Here is a 14866-nt window from a genome sequence, read left to right as displayed (position 1 = left end):
ACTCTATACTCACAAGGAGGTGAAGTCACATGCCACGAAGCAATAACTCTAACCAATTATTAGTACCTGGAGTACAACAAGCTCTTGATCAAATGAAAACTGAAATTGCCCAAGAATTTGGTGTTCAACTTGGTGCAGAAACTACATCTCGTGCAAACGGTTCAGTAGGTGGTGAAATCACTAAGCGCCTTGTTCAAATGGCTGAACAACAATTAGGTGGTTTCTCTCAATAAAAAAATATAATATGGCTACGAGGAGCAGGCTGTTTTGCCTGCTCCTTTTTGAATGTCCAAAACATCATTCACTTTAATTAGTGTGAACAGATGATTGATGATCTTTTGAACGAAACATGATAAAAAACCAAATTATATTCATAATCGTTGCAACACAACAGATTATGAGTACAGTAACTAGCATTGGGATTAGATTTTTTACTGTACCTATAAAAACAGTAATAAACATGAATGATATAAAAATAATGATTCCTAAAGCACAAAAAATAGCCATAATGTATTTCATCCATTTCAAGCCAGCGATGTACATAAATAATGGAACAATGTAAAAAGTGAGTATCATCCCTATTGAAAGCCACATACCAAGCGAGTTAAATTGATTTGCCTTTTTGACCAAATTGTGATAATGGTGACAGGGAAGTAACAACTATTAAGGTACAAAATAATAAAGCAGAAATGAATGTAATGATGATCATTTTCTTCTTTGTATCCAAAAAGATCCCCCATTTTTAAAAGTCATTTCTAATATTATCCTCTTCATATTATATCTAAAAAAGGGAAAACATTTAAATTATATTTTTTATTAAAATTATTTATATAAAAATAATTTAAAATGTTATGATAATTTAGTATAATTATTTTGTATATAGATGCTAAAAGGGGGATAAATGATGAATAGGGAAATGTTAATTGCTCCAGAAAAATATAATTTAGTAAGTGAAATAGAAAAATTTGCAGAAGATCCGAATAAAATTGCAATAAAATGGACAAATGACTCAGGAGAGAAAAAAGAAATTACGTATAGCAGTTTAATTAAAAATGCAAACAAAATTGGAAACGTTTTCAAGCAAAAAGGTTTACAAAAAGGGGATATTATATTAATCATTGTTCCCCGTTTAATAGAGGCTTATGAAGTATATTTAGCTGCTCTAAAGTCCGGGCTTGTCGTAATCCCTAGCTCTGAAATGCTGCGAACGAAAGATATTCAATACCGTATTAATCATGGTGATGTGAAGGGAATCGTAAGTTACTTTCCATATATTAATCAATTTTCTGGTATTAAAGAGGCTGAAATATTGCCTAAATTTGTAATAGGCGATCAAGTTGAAGGATGGATTCAGCTTGATGAGGAAATGAAAACAGCTTCTGATGAAATGGAGATAGCAGCGACAAAAAGAGATGACATGGCCTTTTTATCATATACATCAGGGACGACTGGAAATCCTAAAGGTGTTGTTCATTCACATGGATGGGCATATGCACACTTAAAAACGGCAGCAAAAAATTGGCTTTGTATTCAAGAGAATGATACTGTTTGGGCTACAGCAGGACCTGGATGGCAAAAGTGGATTTGGAGTCCATTTTTATCTGTATTAGGTACAGGTGCAACAGGATTTGTATATAATGGGAAATTCGAACCGAAAAAATATTTGCAGTTTCTTGATGACTATAAAGTAAATGTGTTATGTTGCACGCCTACTGAATATCGCTTAATGGCAAAGGTCGACAATCTTCATGATTTTAATCTGGTAAATTTGCACAGTGCTGTCTCTGCAGGAGAACCTCTAAATAGAGATGTAATAGATACGTTTAAAAAGTATTTTAATGTGACTGTCCGCGATGGTTATGGACAAACAGAAAATACGCTTCTCGTTGGTGTCACAAAAGAGATGAAATTGAAACCGGGTTCAATGGGAAAACCAACTCCTGGTAACCGAGTAGAAATTATTGATGAAGATGGTTATCCATGTGCAGTAGGAGAAGTTGGTGATATCGCAGTTCATAGTGAGACACCAGCTTTGTTTAAAAACTATTATAAAGATCCTGAGAGAACAGCAATGCAGTATCGTGGAGAGTATTATATAACTGGTGATATGGCCAAAAAGGATGAAGAAGGATACTTCTGGTTTGAAGGCCGCGGCGACGATATTATTATTAGTTCTGGTTATACCATTGGCCCCTTTGAAGTAGAAGATGCACTTGTTAAACATCCATTTGTTAAAGAGTGTGCTGTTGTTGCTAGTCCAGATGAGGTTCGCGGCAATATAGTAAAAGCTTTCGTTGTTTTACGTGATGGAGTGACACGAGATACACCTAATTTAACGGAGGTACTTCAAGAGCATGTAAAAGAATTGACAGCTCCTTATAAATACCCTCGGCAAATTGAATATTTAACAGAGCTTCCAAAAACAACGTCAGGTAAAATTCGCCGAGTTGAGCTACGAAAGCGTGAGCTAGAGACTTTTGAAAAAAGCTAATTTTTTAAAATGTATTTTTAATCATCATTTTAGTTAATGACCAATGAAAAGCTGGTTAAAGTTAAGATTTGATTTCCAAGAGATTAGAAAATGCTTGAACGTCGAGGCGGAAGCGAATATCATTCTTATGAGCTGACAATAAGAATGCGAGCGTTTGTCAACGATCTGGACTGGCTAAAAAGCCAGTTCTTTTTTTGTTCGCCCAGCATGGGCGAACTCTAACGGGTGAAAGTCCCGAGTACGACCTTGTAGCGGTAAGTACATAGCTGAAAGCAAGGGTGTCCACGGTAACGTGGAATCTGAAGGAAGCTCGAGGCAAACCTTCGGTCTGACGAACAGAAATCATATAAGAGGCAACGTATGAGGATAAGACTGCAAAAGAAGTCGAAGTCCCATAGCTACTGTATCATACGGTGTATATATGGCAGATAGATGAAGGGAAAGAGTTCGCACCTTAACTGGGGAGGTCTCACTCGTCTGCCCCAAAATCTTTTAGTGATACAAGACTGGATAGTGAGAAGTCAGCAGAGGCCGTAGTAGTGAAGACGTCTAACGAAAGCTAGAAAGAGCGAAGGGCTGAACAATTTTATGGTTATAGAAATCTTTAATTGGGGAAGGAAATAGACCACTGGCAAATCGCAAGAAAGTGGATACCAACCTACGAGAAAGAAAGGAAATAACAAGCATGCACGAGAGGAAACTACTTGACAAGATACTCGACAAAGATAATCTTGACCATGCAATCAAACAGGTTAAAAGAAACAAAGGCTCAGCCGGTGTTGATGACATGACTGTAGATGAGTTGGTTGGATATATGGCGATGAATAAGGATGAAATGATTCATCAAATCCGAAATAGAAAATACCATCCAAAACCAGTACTAAGGGTCGAGATACCAAAGCCAAACGGCGGAACACGACTTTTAGGAATTCCGACTGTCCTAGATAGGGTTATTCAACAGGCGATTGCCCAAGTTCTCACACCGATGTTCGATAAACAATTCAGCGAATATAGTTATGGTTTCAGACCAAGACGCTATGCCGAGATGGCTATTTTGAAAGCCTTAGAGTTTATGAATGATGGATACGACTGGATTGTAGATATCGACTTGGAACGTTTCTTTGACACCGTACATCACGATAGGCTGATGAATCTCATATCAAGAACGATAGATGATGGAGATGTTATTTCACTCATTCGTAAGTTCTTTGGTAAGCGGTGTACAAATAGACGAGGAATACCAAGAAACAGTAATCGGCACTCCGCAAGGTGGAAACTTATCCCCGTTACTTAGTAATATTATGCTTAATGAACTGGATAGGGAGCTAGAAAATCGAGGGTTGCGTTTCGTCAGATACGCAGATGACTGTGTTATCATGGTCAGAAGTGAGATGTCGGCGAAAAGAGTAATGAGGTCTGTGACAAGATTCATTGAAGAGAAGCTAGGATTAACCGTTAATGTGGAGAAATCAAAAGTGACGAAGCCGAATGACCCCGATATGAAGTTTTTAGGGTTTGGATTCTTCAAAGATTACCAAGCTGATTTATACAAAGCGAGACCACACCAAAAAAAATCCTTAGAAAGTCTTAAATTCAAACTTAAACAATTAACAAGGAAAAATTGGAGCGTCGATACGAAGTATCAGGTAGAACGAATCAATCAATTAATAAGAGGATGGGTCAAATACTTTAGGGTCGGTTATATGAAGAAGACAGCACTTGGGAAAATAGATGCTCATACAAGATTTAGACTGCGAATGTGTATCTGGAAGAAATGGAAAACTGCGAAGAATCGCAGGAGAAATCTGATTAAACTAGGCATGGATAGATACAGTGCATACAAAAATAGCCACACAAGTAAGGGTGTTGCCCGTACAGCTTATTCTTGGATACTCACCACGACAATAACCAATGAGAGATTAGCCAAATTTGGTCTAATCTCCGGTGAACAACACTACATCAAAGTGCATACTTAATATAAAATTGAACCGCCGTATACGGAACCGTATGTACGGTGGTGTGAGAGGTCGGGGGCTAATCACCCCCTCCTACTCGATATCATTCCCTTAGCATAGCCGAAAGGCGTGTAAGACTGGGGTTCTTTGTAAATGAGCCCAAAAGTAATTTAGGACGTCGCTTTTTAGATGATTTACATGAATGAACAGTTCATACAAATCTTTAAAGCATTTACTCATTAGTTAAGCTAATTGAAGTAACACTTTTACTTGTAAAAATGTCCTGTCTTCCCCTATACTAGTAAATGATGTTTGCATTTTGTTCTAACTTCTGCCAACTTTCTTATTAGTGGTATTTATAAAATATTTTTGCAAATATTCTCGTTTAATTTTTTTTGATAAGAAGGAGGACGTATTAAATAATGAATGGAAAAAGGTGGGCAGCATTAGGGATTGCAGCTGCATTATTTGTTGTTTCAGTATTCACAAGCTTTGCAAGCTCGATTTTATCGGGAAACTTTCAAACATTTATGGATGAATTCATAGTCCCTGCAAAACCATATGTTGAAGAAGTAGTTGAAGAAGGGAATAGTTTTAATAGAATTGCTGTTCTTGAACTTAATGGGATTATTCAAGATTCGGGAAATACATCGACTTTATTACAGTCTGAGACATATAACCATCGTTTATTTATGGACCAACTTGAATATGCTAAAGAAGACACAAGCATTAAAGGGATTATTTTACGTGTGAATACTCCTGGTGGCGGAGTGGTGGAAAGTGCTGAAATTCATGATAAAATAGTTGAAATTATGGAGGAAGCTAAAAAGCCTGTCTATATATCGATGGGATCAATGGCAGCTTCCGGAGGATATTATATAGCTGCTCCAGCAGAGAAAATATTTGCTGCCCCAAATACGTTAACCGGTTCCCTTGGAGTCATCATGCAAAACGTAAATTACAAAGAACTAGCAGATAAAATTGGAATAGATTACGTTACGATTAAAAGCGGACCTTATAAAGATATTATGAGTCAAACGAGAGAGATGACAGAAGAGGAAAGAGACATATTATACTCGATGTTAAATAATACATACGAAGGATTTGTAAAGGTTATCTCTGAAGGGCGAGGAATGTCTGAGGAAGAAGTACGAAGAATTGCCGACGGTCGAGTTTATGATGGAATTCAAGCGAAAGAACTAAACTTAATAGATGATTTTGGATATTTACAAGATGTTATAAAACAAATGAAAAAAGATTATAAATTAAATAATGCACAAGTTGTCCGTTTTACAGAATATGCCGGCTTCAGCTCTTTATTTAGTTTAGGGGCACAAAAAATGATGGGGAATGATCTTCAATTAACCAACTTTGTTAATGCACTATCTGAGCCTAACTCTCCCCGTCTAATGTATTTATATACTGAGTAGGAGGAGAGGCAGCAATGACAAATACAGGATCATGGGATTTGTTAGATGATGAGGTACCATATAAAGATAGTGTAGAAAAAAATAACGCTATGTTACAAAAAAATAAGCAAACTGTTCATTATGCGGGGTTTTGGATGCGTTTTTGGGCTTATGTAGTGGATTTAATCGTAATTTCAAGTATTAATGGGATACTTGTTAAACCGGTATTTAGAATGTTGGATCTCCCCTTAGTAGAAAATAAGGTATTTGCACCGCTTACAATAGCCACTGCCATCGTTTTTTATTTATATTTCGTCTTAATGACGAAATACTTTGGACAAACGTTAGGAAAAATAATTTTTGGTTTGAAGGTAATTAATCTTAACGGGGATCAGCTTTCGTGGGGAACGATTTTGTTTCGGGAGCTAGTAGGCCGATTTATTTCCGAAACTGTATTAATTAGCTATCTCATTATTGGGTTTTTACCAAAGAAGCAAGGTTTACATGATTTATTTAGTGACACTACTGTGATACAAGAACGAAGTTAAACGATATTAAAGGGAATAAACCTGTCAACTCTTTTGACAGGTTTATTTTTTTGCAAATTTGTCGATAATGACAGCCTGAAAGGTTGTGAACAAATTGAAGTGGGTCCTTCTTGTTCTAATATTTTTATTTCTTATTGTAATTGTCATTATATTTACACGGCTTAATATTGTCCTTGATTATAAGCACAGCGAAGATAATGATCGGCTTACTATACAATTTAAAGCTTTTTTTGGGTTAATAAAATATCGTATTGATACGCCGTTAATTAAAATTGATGATAATTCCCCAACGTTAGTGACAAAAAAGAAAACAAAAAAAGGACCTACAGACAAACTGACAAATGAAAATGTAAGTCAATTCTCAGCTGAAGACTTACTTTCAAGTCTTCACGATACAAGGGAAATTATAAATCACGTAGTAAAATTGCATCGAATTATACGTCTATTTTTAATAAAGGTTAAAGTAACAAAATTTGAATGGCAATCAGTTGTAGGTGTGGGTGATGCAGCTTATACAGGAATTATAACAGGAGCATTTTGGGCTATAAAGGGAAGCTTATTATGTATTATAAGTAAATATCTAAACGTTATAACAGAGCCATACATTATGATTACTCCTAATTTCCAAAAAGCAGTTTCACAAACAAGTGTAAAGTGTATGATTCATTTTCGAATCGGGTATGCTATATTAGCAGGGATCAAATTGTTAAAATATTGGAAGGGCGGAAAGCCTCATTTTAAATCAAAGCCACTGTCTACTTTGAATAATAGTGAAGAAAAAACTGTCTAAGAGGAGGATTTTAAATGTCCGATCATCCAATTCAAGGCTTAATGACAACAGCCATGGAAAACTTAAAAGAAATGATTGACGTGAATACAATTATTGGAGATCCTGTGGAAACCCCAGATGGTAGTGTAATTTTAACGGTTTCGAAGGTTGGCTTTGGGTTTGCGGCAGGTGGAAGTGAGTTTGGTTTAGATAGTACAAATCAAGGACAATCGCAAGAAAAGAAACTTCCGTTTGGCGGAGGAAGTGGTGGTGGTGTTTCAATCACTCCAATTGCTTTTCTCATTGTTAATTCCCAAGGAGTAAAAATGCTCCATCTTGATGAAAATACTCACCTTTATGAAAAAATATTAGAGCTTGCACCTGCAGCAGTTGAAAAAATTCAACAAATGTTTTCAAAGAAAAATGGATCAAATGATACGATGAACAATCAAAGCAATCCTCAGGCATATAATGGGCCTAAAAAAGATTTAGAGTTTTAATAAGCATAAACAGTTCAGACAGTTGATAACGCTAGCATTTATTGTTGTTTATCCTTCATTGAATGCTAATGAACTATATGTTCTATTCGCCTCGATTGACAAGCGTTTTCTAGTCTATCGAAATTCGATTCAAATATTAAAGTTGTTTACATTTCAGTTAACTTTCAATTCAAATTAGAAAGTTAACTTTTTTAATATTAGAAAAAGAAAAGTATAAAACATTGCAAAAAGTTGCTTGAAAAGATATGATTTACACTGTACCCATGTTGTTTAAGAGGAGGAAAAAGATAATGGCATCTGTAACATTTAAAAATAACCCAGTAACATTATTAGGTAACGAGATTAAAGTGGGAGATAAAGCTCCTCATTTTAAAGTCTTAGCAAATGATCTATCTGTAGTGACTCTTGACGATACGAAAGGCCAAGTTCGCTTAATAAGCGTTGTACCTTCCCTAGATACAGGGGTTTGTGATGCACAAACACGCCGTTTCAATGAGGAAGTAAATAACTTAGGAAATGTAAAGGTACTAACAATAAGTGTGGATCTTCCATTTGCTCAAAAGCGTTGGTGCGGTGCTAATGGCATTGAAAATGTCCAAACACTTTCTGACCATCGTGAGATTTCATTTGGCGAAGCATACGGTGTACATATGAAAGAACTCCGTCTATTAGCTAGAGCAGTATTTGTTGTTGATTCAAACGATACAGTCACTTACGTTGAGTATGTAAGTGAGGGAACGAACCATCCTAACTATGAAGCGGCTATCGAAGCTGCAAAGGCTGCAAAATAATATACAATTTAGGAACAGTCCTCACGTAATGCAGGACTGTTCTTTATTGCTCATTCGCATTCGTATGAGACGACGGTTCGATACGATAAGCTTATAATAACAAAAGCCTATTTTCTTTTATAATAGAATTTGTGATTAACTATGTGCCTGTTAAAATAAAGTGAAAGAAGAACGATTGGTGAACAGATGTAACACTTAACTATGATATAAATTTAAAAAAGTAAACGTTTATAAATAATAAATAAAATCACAGTAAAAATGCAGGAGTATCTTTACTCCTGTTTCGCCTTTTGAATAAAATATTATATTTGTTTTCAAACCTAAACTTTAATAAGGATTGAAATAAAAATATACCATTGTAGTAGCAATGATAATCAATACAATTACTGAAGCTATCATCAAAATTTTATGCTTTTTTGCTTTCCCATAGATTATACCTATAAGTGCAGCGTAGAAAGAATAATAAACAAAAGCATACCTTATCACTCCTTTATTTATTAATATCTTTTCCAATATGTATAGTGTTTTGTTTTTATAACTACTATATTTCAAGATGATCTCATCTTCAGCCTTTAAAAGATTTGAATTCTCCCCATATTATTAAGTAAAAAATGTGAATTTATGAAATAAATAAATCATAAACCAGTTACTCATTCAGCTCCGATTGATTGCCTGCTGGGGGGTGGCTTATTCAGTTAATATTTGCTCATCATAACTTTCAAGGGATGCTTTTTAATGAGCTGCTGCGTATTAGCCGCTACCTTATAATAGATTTTAACTTCGTCAAGTAACTGATTGTTCTTTATTTTTAAGCCCATTTGTATGAGGCTGCAGTCCGAGACGAATGAGCTTATAATAACAAAAGCCTATTTTCTTTTATGAAAGAATTTGTGATTGAACTATGTGCCTGTTACAATAAAGTGAAAGAAGAACGATCGGTAAACATAATGTTAACATGATATGTTCTCATGTTGACACTAGGATTTGCCGAGGATATTACAAATTTTGGAGGAATGAAGAATGTCTATTTCTCCTACGGAGAAGTTATTTTCGATTTTTGATCAAACAGCACTTATGTTAGAAAAAGAGCTTTCTTGCTCTTATTTAGAAGCAATAGCCGAAACGGGTGAAAACTTATTTCATAAAGCTGTACTTCAAGATGAGATAAGTGAGATTACGGTAAAGAGAATAAAAAAGCAGTACGAGCAAATTAATTTAGACTCTATGACAAACGAGGAAATTCGTAAAGCATATCAGCTGGCTATCTTAAAAGGGATGAAACAACAAGTTCAGTCTAATCATCAAATGACTCCTGATGGAGTGGGAATGCTTGTAAGCTACTTAGTTAGTAAGTTTATGGGCGCTTGTCCGCGTTATAGGTTACTTGACCCCGCGATTGGGACAGGAAATTTATTAACAACTGTGTTAAATGGACAAACTAATAAAGAAATTGAGTCCATTGGAATCGACATTGATGACGTACTTATTAAGCTTGCTTACGTAAATGCAAATTTACAAAAGCATTCAATTGAACTTTTCAACCAAGATAGTCTTGAGCTGTTATTTGTTGATCCAGTAGATGTCGTTGTTTCCGATTTGCCAGTCGGTTATTATCCAAATGATCTTCGAGCTAGTGAATTTAAATTAAAAGCAGATGAAGGCCATTCTTTTGCCCACCACCTTTTCATTGAACAAAGTTGTCGTTATGTAAAACCTGGAGGATACTTATTTTTCATCATTCCTAATCATATGTTTAAAAAATCTGAAGCTCCAAAGCTACATCAATTTATTCAAAACAACTTGATAATTCAAGGTTTATTGCAATTACCTTTATCGATGTTTACGAACGAACAGGCAGGGAAAAGTATTTTTATTTTACAAAAAAATAAAGAGGGAATAATACCTCCAAAGCAAGTACTTCTTGTAGATCTACCTAGCTTCTCCAATTCAAAAGCAATCGAAACGATATTGTATAAAATTAATAATTGGTTCAAGGAAAACAAGCAAGTAAACTAAAAGAACAAAAGCCGATGTCTATAGAGATATCGGCTTTTCAAAGAGATCGTTTTTAATTTGAATGAAAACCTGATTAATAGCATCGTCCTGGTTATGGTTGGATCGGAGCCAGGGCGTTTTGTGCATGGTGAAAAAACACCTGTTTGTTCTTGATTATAAAACAGATATTTAACCTGAAAGCTTCGTGCATATAAAAATAACTTGGACGATTGCATTGACAGCCTTTAAGGAAAGGAAAAAGTGACTTTTTTAATATATTCCATTGGGCTGACCCGTCTTAAGCTAATATCGAACGAGAAAAAAAAAAAAAACAAAAACAAAGTAAAAAGATTAATCGCAGATAGCAGCAATACGGCAGTTTTTGTTCATATTAAAAATGCTGCAAAGGTATAAGCATACCCGAATAAAGCTACACTTTTAAAGATAGATATAGGTGCTTGAATTGTCATGAAAATAATCATGTGAGATAGAATTGTACGTTATGATAAACTTAAGCAATGTAGCAATTGATTCTGTATGCAATATTTTTTTTTGTATTAAGACAGCATTAGAAAAAGGAGTCGATTCAATCATGACCAAAATGATCGCGATTAATGCAGGAAGTTCTTCATTAAAATTCAAATTGTTTAGTATGCCTAGTGAGCAAGTTCTTTCAAAAGGGTTAATTGAAAGAATAGGAATGGATGACTCCATATTTAATATGATAATCAACGATGAAAGTATAAGAGAAGTAACAAATATACCGAATCATGAAGCAGCGGTAACAATTTTACTTAAAAAATTAACAACACATGGAGTCATTCAAAGCTTTAATGAAATTGATGGAATTGGTCATCGCGTTGTTCATGGCGGAGAAAAATTTAATGATTCTGTCTTAATTAATAAACGGGTTTTATTAGAAATTGAAGCACTATCGGAATTAGCACCACTCCATAACCCTGCTAACGTTATTGGAATCAAGGCATTTAAACACGCACTGCCTGATGTTCCTGCTGTTGCTGTCTTTGATACAGCTTTTCACCAAACAATGCCAGCAAGTTCTTACTTATATAGCTTACCATATGAATATTACGAGAAATACCGTATTCGCAAATATGGTTTTCATGGCACCTCTCATAAATATGTGACAAATAGGGCAGCTGAAATGCTTGATCGGCCTATTGAGGAGCTTCGGCTTATTTCTTGCCATATAGGAAGCGGGGTAAGTATTGCTGCGGTATCTGGGGGAAAATCAATAGATACCTCAATGGGGTTTACTCCTTTAGCTGGTGTAACGATGGGAACTAGGTCAGGAAATATTGATCCAGCATTAATCCCTTATATTATGAAAAAAACAGGAAAAAATTCAGAAGAAGTGTTGGAAATTTTAAATAAAAAGAGTGGATTACTAGCTATTTCTGGGTTTTCTAGTGATTTACGAGATATTAAAATAAAAGCACTAGAAGGAAACGAACGAGCAAAGTTGGCACTTACAGTATTTGCTGAAAAAATACATAAATATATCGGTTCTTATGCGGCGCGGATGAGTGGTTGTGACGCAATTATATTTACAGCCGGCATTGGTGAGAATAGTGAAATAGTACGTGCAAAAGTGTTAACAGGTTTAGAATTTATGGGAGTGTATTGGGACCCTCTTTTAAATAAAGTAAAAGGAAAAGAAGCATTTATTAATTATCCCCATTCACCTGTGAAAAAACTAGTCATACCCACAAATGAGGAAGTAATGATCGCGAGAGATGTAGCAAGACTTTGTTTTTAATTAGGGAAATACAGCGTTGATCTATCAAGAAAAAGCTTGATAGATCAACGTTTTTTAATAAGATGAATTGAATAATTTTATAAATATAATAAAATAAAAATAATGAACAAGAGTGTTTTTATTGAAATGTAGAGGGTTTCCTTTATTTGTGTCGAATAAACTTTAAAGTAGTCATCGAAAAAAAGAAATAATCATTAAAATTAACTGGAGCTTTCGTTAGGGGAGGAACTATTGAATGTTGACAGTACGGGAGAAAAAAACGTGGGAAGAAATATTAGAATGGGAGCACCAGCTATTTTCATATGATTCGAATGATTTTGAACGAACATTTGAAAAATGGCTTGAGCAATCATTTTCAATGTTGCCTGAAAAGATACAGCAGCAATTTTTTTCATTACTTGACAATTGGCTTTTTCATCTGCACTCAATGATTCAAGGCTCCCAGCTGCAAATAGATGCAAAAGAAAGAATATTAACTGCAGGCAGAATTTTTAATTCAAATATAGAAACAGTTGAGGAGCTAACAAAATTAAATATTGATCAATTACAATATATTGCTAATCAGCAAATAACACGCCATCGTTTCTATTCATTTGCTCAAGGAGGGGTGTCGGGGACAGGAGGTACACTTCTTCTAGGCGCAGATATTCCCGCAATGGCGATCATCAATTTACGTGTGATCCAGCTAATTGGTATGACTTATGGACATGAAGTAAATACTCCATTTGAAATGATGGCTTCTTTAAAAGTATTCCACGGAGCAACTCTTCCTGCAAGGTTAAAGAAGGAAGGCTGGCAAGTATTAAAAAAAGATTTAGAAGACGCTGATGATTTTTATTTTTATAATGGAGACGACGAGTTCATGACTGTTCCTTGGCTTGAGCAGCCATTAAAGCAGTTATTAAAATGTATTGTCATCGTCTTATGTAGAAAAAAGCTTTTTCAAGGAATTCCTTTCATTAGTATGGCAGTAGGTGCAGGTGCAAATTATCAATTAACAAGGAATGTTACTGAATTTGCCCATAAATATTATCAATACCGATTTTTGTTAGAAAAACATGGAGGTTTATCGTGAGTACTTATGAACATAAAAAAAAAGCTCCAAAACAAGTCGGATGTAAAATTATTACAGTAAGTGACACGAGAACAAAGGAAACAGACAAAAGCGGGCAGCTTATCATTGAATTGCTACAAAAGGCAGGGCATAAAGTGATTGATTATGTGATCGTTGAAGATGAACAGTCAGCTATTAAATCGGCTGTGTTAAACGGTTGTCATCATGATACAATCGATGTGATTTTAACAAATGGCGGTACTGGGATTGCTAAGCGTGATGTTACAATAGAAACAGTTCAACCGCTGTTTGAAAAGGAAATAGTCGGCTTTGGAGAACTCTTTCGTATGTTAAGCTATACAGAGGATATCGGCTCAGCAGCCATTCTCTCAAGAGCGGTGGCTGGAGTGATTAAAAACAAAGCAGTATTTTCAATGCCTGGATCTTCAGGTGCTGTTCGCCTCGCAGTAAACAAGCTCATTATACCCGAATTAGGTCATGTCGTAAGAGAACTGCGTAAAGATTTATCTAATGAACGATTGTAGACTCTTATTTGTGGAAAACTAGATTTTGTGATACTTAGCATAATAACTGAAAGAATTGTAAAAATGCAAGCCCGCATTAATTGGGCTTGCTTCATTTTTTTTTAGCTACCTGTGTTTAAGGGTATGAAAAGTGCCTAAGTAAAAAGCAAGAGTCGCTTTATTAATGGAGTGTGGATGATAAAGCTCTATTTTTTAAATGAATGTTTAGGAGAAATAAAAAATATTAGTGTCGAAAATATGTGGATGAATGGAAAGCTCATTCATAATAAAAACATTAATGAGGATTATGAAACATGGCTAGAAGATAAGTATTGGTTTATGATTGACGATAAAAAAAGGAATATCTTTACCCGCTGTTTATTCTAATGGGGATATTAACTGGAAATGGATTTCTCATAAAATAAGGCAGAAAATGATATGTTAAAAGTTTTAGGAATAATCGTAAAAAATATAAAAGAGCATGAATAGGAAATACTTTACGAGGCGTTGCTCTACATCTAAGTTTAACGTTTTATATCGGTGGCTCTGTTCCTTCATTTATAACAATTAAAGCTTGTTCTTCTAAAAGAAGAATCAGCTTTAATTGTTAGAGATTTTGGAATAGCATTTAATGATGTATTTTTGAAATATCTTGGTTTATCCGGTACCAAATCCATAAGTCATTAATAATAGAAGCAAGCTCGGCAATGTCATGATTAAGTTCACAGCAGCGTTCAAAGTCGCTCTCATCATTTAACTTCTCTTGCTTACTGTTTATCCATTTTTCTAAAATAGCAATTCGATCAGGTATTTTTCCGCGGATTTTTTCCCAATAAAGTAGAATGAGCTGGCGAGTTTCTTTACTATATTCCTCCCATTCTTTTTCAAGTATAGGAATAGAGATTCCTAGTCGTTCATCATATGAAAAATAATCTTTCATTTTTATCCCCCAAGATCGAGTTTTTCTCCATTCTACTATATTATAATAAATTGTTCGACTTGTTTTCATTTCATTCAAAAATACGACTGTCTTTCCCTACCAATCATTTT

At 34.9% G+C, this 14866-nt stretch carries 16 protein-coding genes and 1 pseudogene; 14 read left to right on the top strand and 3 right to left on the bottom strand.

Features of this window, described 5'->3' with window-relative positions; genetic code table 11:
- Positions 1–29: 29 nt before the first annotated feature.
- Positions 30–233, top strand: coding sequence for an alpha/beta-type small acid-soluble spore protein (locus K6959_RS12935; protein ID WP_163242331.1), 204 nt, complete (start codon positions 30–32; stop codon positions 231–233).
- A 73-nt stretch (positions 234–306) separates the two neighbouring features.
- Here the strand turns inward: K6959_RS12935 and K6959_RS19280 are convergent, their stop codons facing one another.
- Entirely contained in the window at positions 307–576 is a 270-nt protein-coding gene (locus tag K6959_RS19280; protein ID WP_258561184.1) for a DUF5391 domain-containing protein, read from the bottom strand.
- Between the two features lie 28 nt (positions 577–604).
- Complete coding sequence (locus tag K6959_RS19275) at positions 605–727, bottom strand: DUF5391 family protein (RefSeq protein ID WP_258561183.1); 123 nt, start codon at positions 725–727, stop codon at positions 605–607.
- A gap of 177 nt (positions 728–904) precedes the next feature.
- On the opposite strand from K6959_RS19275, the gene mbcS reads away from it, so the two are divergent.
- The 13 genes and pseudogenes from mbcS to K6959_RS12870 all read left to right on the top strand — a co-directional run bounded on the left by mbcS (position 905) and on the right by K6959_RS12870 (position 14203).
- Positions 905–2491, top strand: a complete 1587-nt coding sequence (mbcS, locus tag K6959_RS12925; RefSeq protein ID WP_163242330.1) for an acyl-CoA synthetase MbcS — start codon at positions 905–907, stop codon at positions 2489–2491.
- Positions 2492–3176: 685 nt separating this feature from the next.
- Positions 3177–3951 (top strand): annotated as a pseudogene (locus K6959_RS19890) (reverse transcriptase domain-containing protein); the annotation flags it as partial.
- 15 nt (positions 3952–3966) lie between these two features.
- Positions 3967–4467: a group II intron maturase-specific domain-containing protein gene (locus K6959_RS19260; RefSeq protein ID WP_262421993.1), complete on the top strand. Its 501-nt coding sequence runs from the start codon at positions 3967–3969 to the stop codon at positions 4465–4467.
- Positions 4468–4868: 401 nt separating this feature from the next.
- Entirely contained in the window at positions 4869–5876 is a 1008-nt protein-coding gene (gene sppA, locus K6959_RS12915) for a signal peptide peptidase SppA (RefSeq protein ID WP_163242599.1), read from the top strand.
- A gap of 89 nt (positions 5877–5965) precedes the next feature.
- Complete coding sequence (locus K6959_RS12910; RefSeq protein WP_163242639.1) at positions 5966–6403, top strand: RDD family protein; 438 nt, start codon at positions 5966–5968, stop codon at positions 6401–6403.
- Between the two features lie 85 nt (positions 6404–6488).
- Positions 6489–7193 carry a DUF2953 domain-containing protein gene (locus tag K6959_RS12905; protein WP_316252490.1) on the top strand — a complete coding sequence of 235 codons (705 nt, stop codon included), beginning with the start codon at positions 6489–6491 and terminating at the stop codon, positions 7191–7193.
- 14 nt (positions 7194–7207) lie between these two features.
- A complete protein-coding gene (gene ytfJ, locus K6959_RS12900) occupies positions 7208–7672 on the top strand; it encodes a GerW family sporulation protein (RefSeq protein WP_163242601.1) in 465 nt (154 codons plus the stop codon).
- A gap of 290 nt (positions 7673–7962) precedes the next feature.
- The gene (tpx, locus tag K6959_RS12895; RefSeq protein WP_163242602.1) at positions 7963–8463 is read left to right on the top strand and encodes a thiol peroxidase; all 501 of its coding nucleotides are present in this window, start codon (positions 7963–7965) and stop codon (positions 8461–8463) included.
- Between the two features lie 1020 nt (positions 8464–9483).
- A complete protein-coding gene (locus K6959_RS12890; RefSeq protein WP_223086698.1) occupies positions 9484–10479 on the top strand; it encodes a class I SAM-dependent methyltransferase in 996 nt (331 codons plus the stop codon).
- A 571-nt stretch (positions 10480–11050) separates the two neighbouring features.
- Positions 11051–12238 carry an acetate kinase gene (locus tag K6959_RS12885; RefSeq protein ID WP_223086696.1) on the top strand — a complete coding sequence of 396 codons (1188 nt, stop codon included), beginning with the start codon at positions 11051–11053 and terminating at the stop codon, positions 12236–12238.
- A gap of 235 nt (positions 12239–12473) precedes the next feature.
- Positions 12474–13313, top strand: a complete 840-nt coding sequence (locus K6959_RS12880) for an EcsC family protein (protein ID WP_223086694.1) — start codon at positions 12474–12476, stop codon at positions 13311–13313.
- Positions 13310–13837, top strand: a complete 528-nt coding sequence (locus K6959_RS12875) for a MogA/MoaB family molybdenum cofactor biosynthesis protein (protein ID WP_223086693.1) — start codon at positions 13310–13312, stop codon at positions 13835–13837. Before K6959_RS12880 ends, K6959_RS12875 begins: the two co-directional genes overlap by 4 nt.
- Before the next feature lie 174 nt (positions 13838–14011).
- Positions 14012–14203 carry a hypothetical protein gene (locus K6959_RS12870; protein WP_246234758.1) on the top strand — a complete coding sequence of 64 codons (192 nt, stop codon included), beginning with the start codon at positions 14012–14014 and terminating at the stop codon, positions 14201–14203.
- Positions 14204–14444: 241 nt separating this feature from the next.
- On the opposite strand, the gene K6959_RS12865 is transcribed toward K6959_RS12870, so the two are convergent.
- The gene (locus tag K6959_RS12865) at positions 14445–14756 is read right to left on the bottom strand and encodes a hypothetical protein (protein ID WP_163242607.1); all 312 of its coding nucleotides are present in this window, start codon (positions 14754–14756) and stop codon (positions 14445–14447) included.
- Positions 14757–14866 lie beyond the last annotated feature (110 nt).

This window comes from Bacillus aquiflavi (genome assembly GCF_019915265.1).
GTDB classification, from domain to species: Bacteria; Bacillota; Bacilli; order Bacillales; family Cytobacillaceae; genus Bacillus_BT; species Bacillus_BT aquiflavi.
This window is presented reverse-complemented; position numbering and strand designations above follow the sequence as displayed.

Coding starts and splice junctions, on each gene's coding strand:
- K6959_RS12935 (WP_163242331.1), top strand. CDS start 30: ATGCCACGAAGCAATAACTCTAACCAATTATTAGTACCTGGAGTACAA.
- K6959_RS19280 (WP_258561184.1), bottom strand. CDS start 576: ATGATACTCACTTTTTACATTGTTCCATTATTTATGTACATCGCTGGC.
- mbcS (WP_163242330.1), top strand. CDS start 905: ATGAATAGGGAAATGTTAATTGCTCCAGAAAAATATAATTTAGTAAGT.
- sppA (WP_163242599.1), top strand. CDS start 4,869: ATGAATGGAAAAAGGTGGGCAGCATTAGGGATTGCAGCTGCATTATTT.
- K6959_RS12910 (WP_163242639.1), top strand. CDS start 5,966: ATGTTACAAAAAAATAAGCAAACTGTTCATTATGCGGGGTTTTGGATG.
- ytfJ (WP_163242601.1), top strand. CDS start 7,208: ATGTCCGATCATCCAATTCAAGGCTTAATGACAACAGCCATGGAAAAC.
- tpx (WP_163242602.1), top strand. CDS start 7,963: ATGGCATCTGTAACATTTAAAAATAACCCAGTAACATTATTAGGTAAC.
- K6959_RS12890 (WP_223086698.1), top strand. CDS start 9,484: ATGTCTATTTCTCCTACGGAGAAGTTATTTTCGATTTTTGATCAAACA.
- K6959_RS12885 (WP_223086696.1), top strand. CDS start 11,051: ATGACCAAAATGATCGCGATTAATGCAGGAAGTTCTTCATTAAAATTC.
- K6959_RS12880 (WP_223086694.1), top strand. CDS start 12,474: ATGTTGACAGTACGGGAGAAAAAAACGTGGGAAGAAATATTAGAATGG.
- K6959_RS12870 (WP_246234758.1), top strand. CDS start 14,012: ATGATAAAGCTCTATTTTTTAAATGAATGTTTAGGAGAAATAAAAAAT.
- K6959_RS12865 (WP_163242607.1), bottom strand. CDS start 14,756: ATGAAAGATTATTTTTCATATGATGAACGACTAGGAATCTCTATTCCT.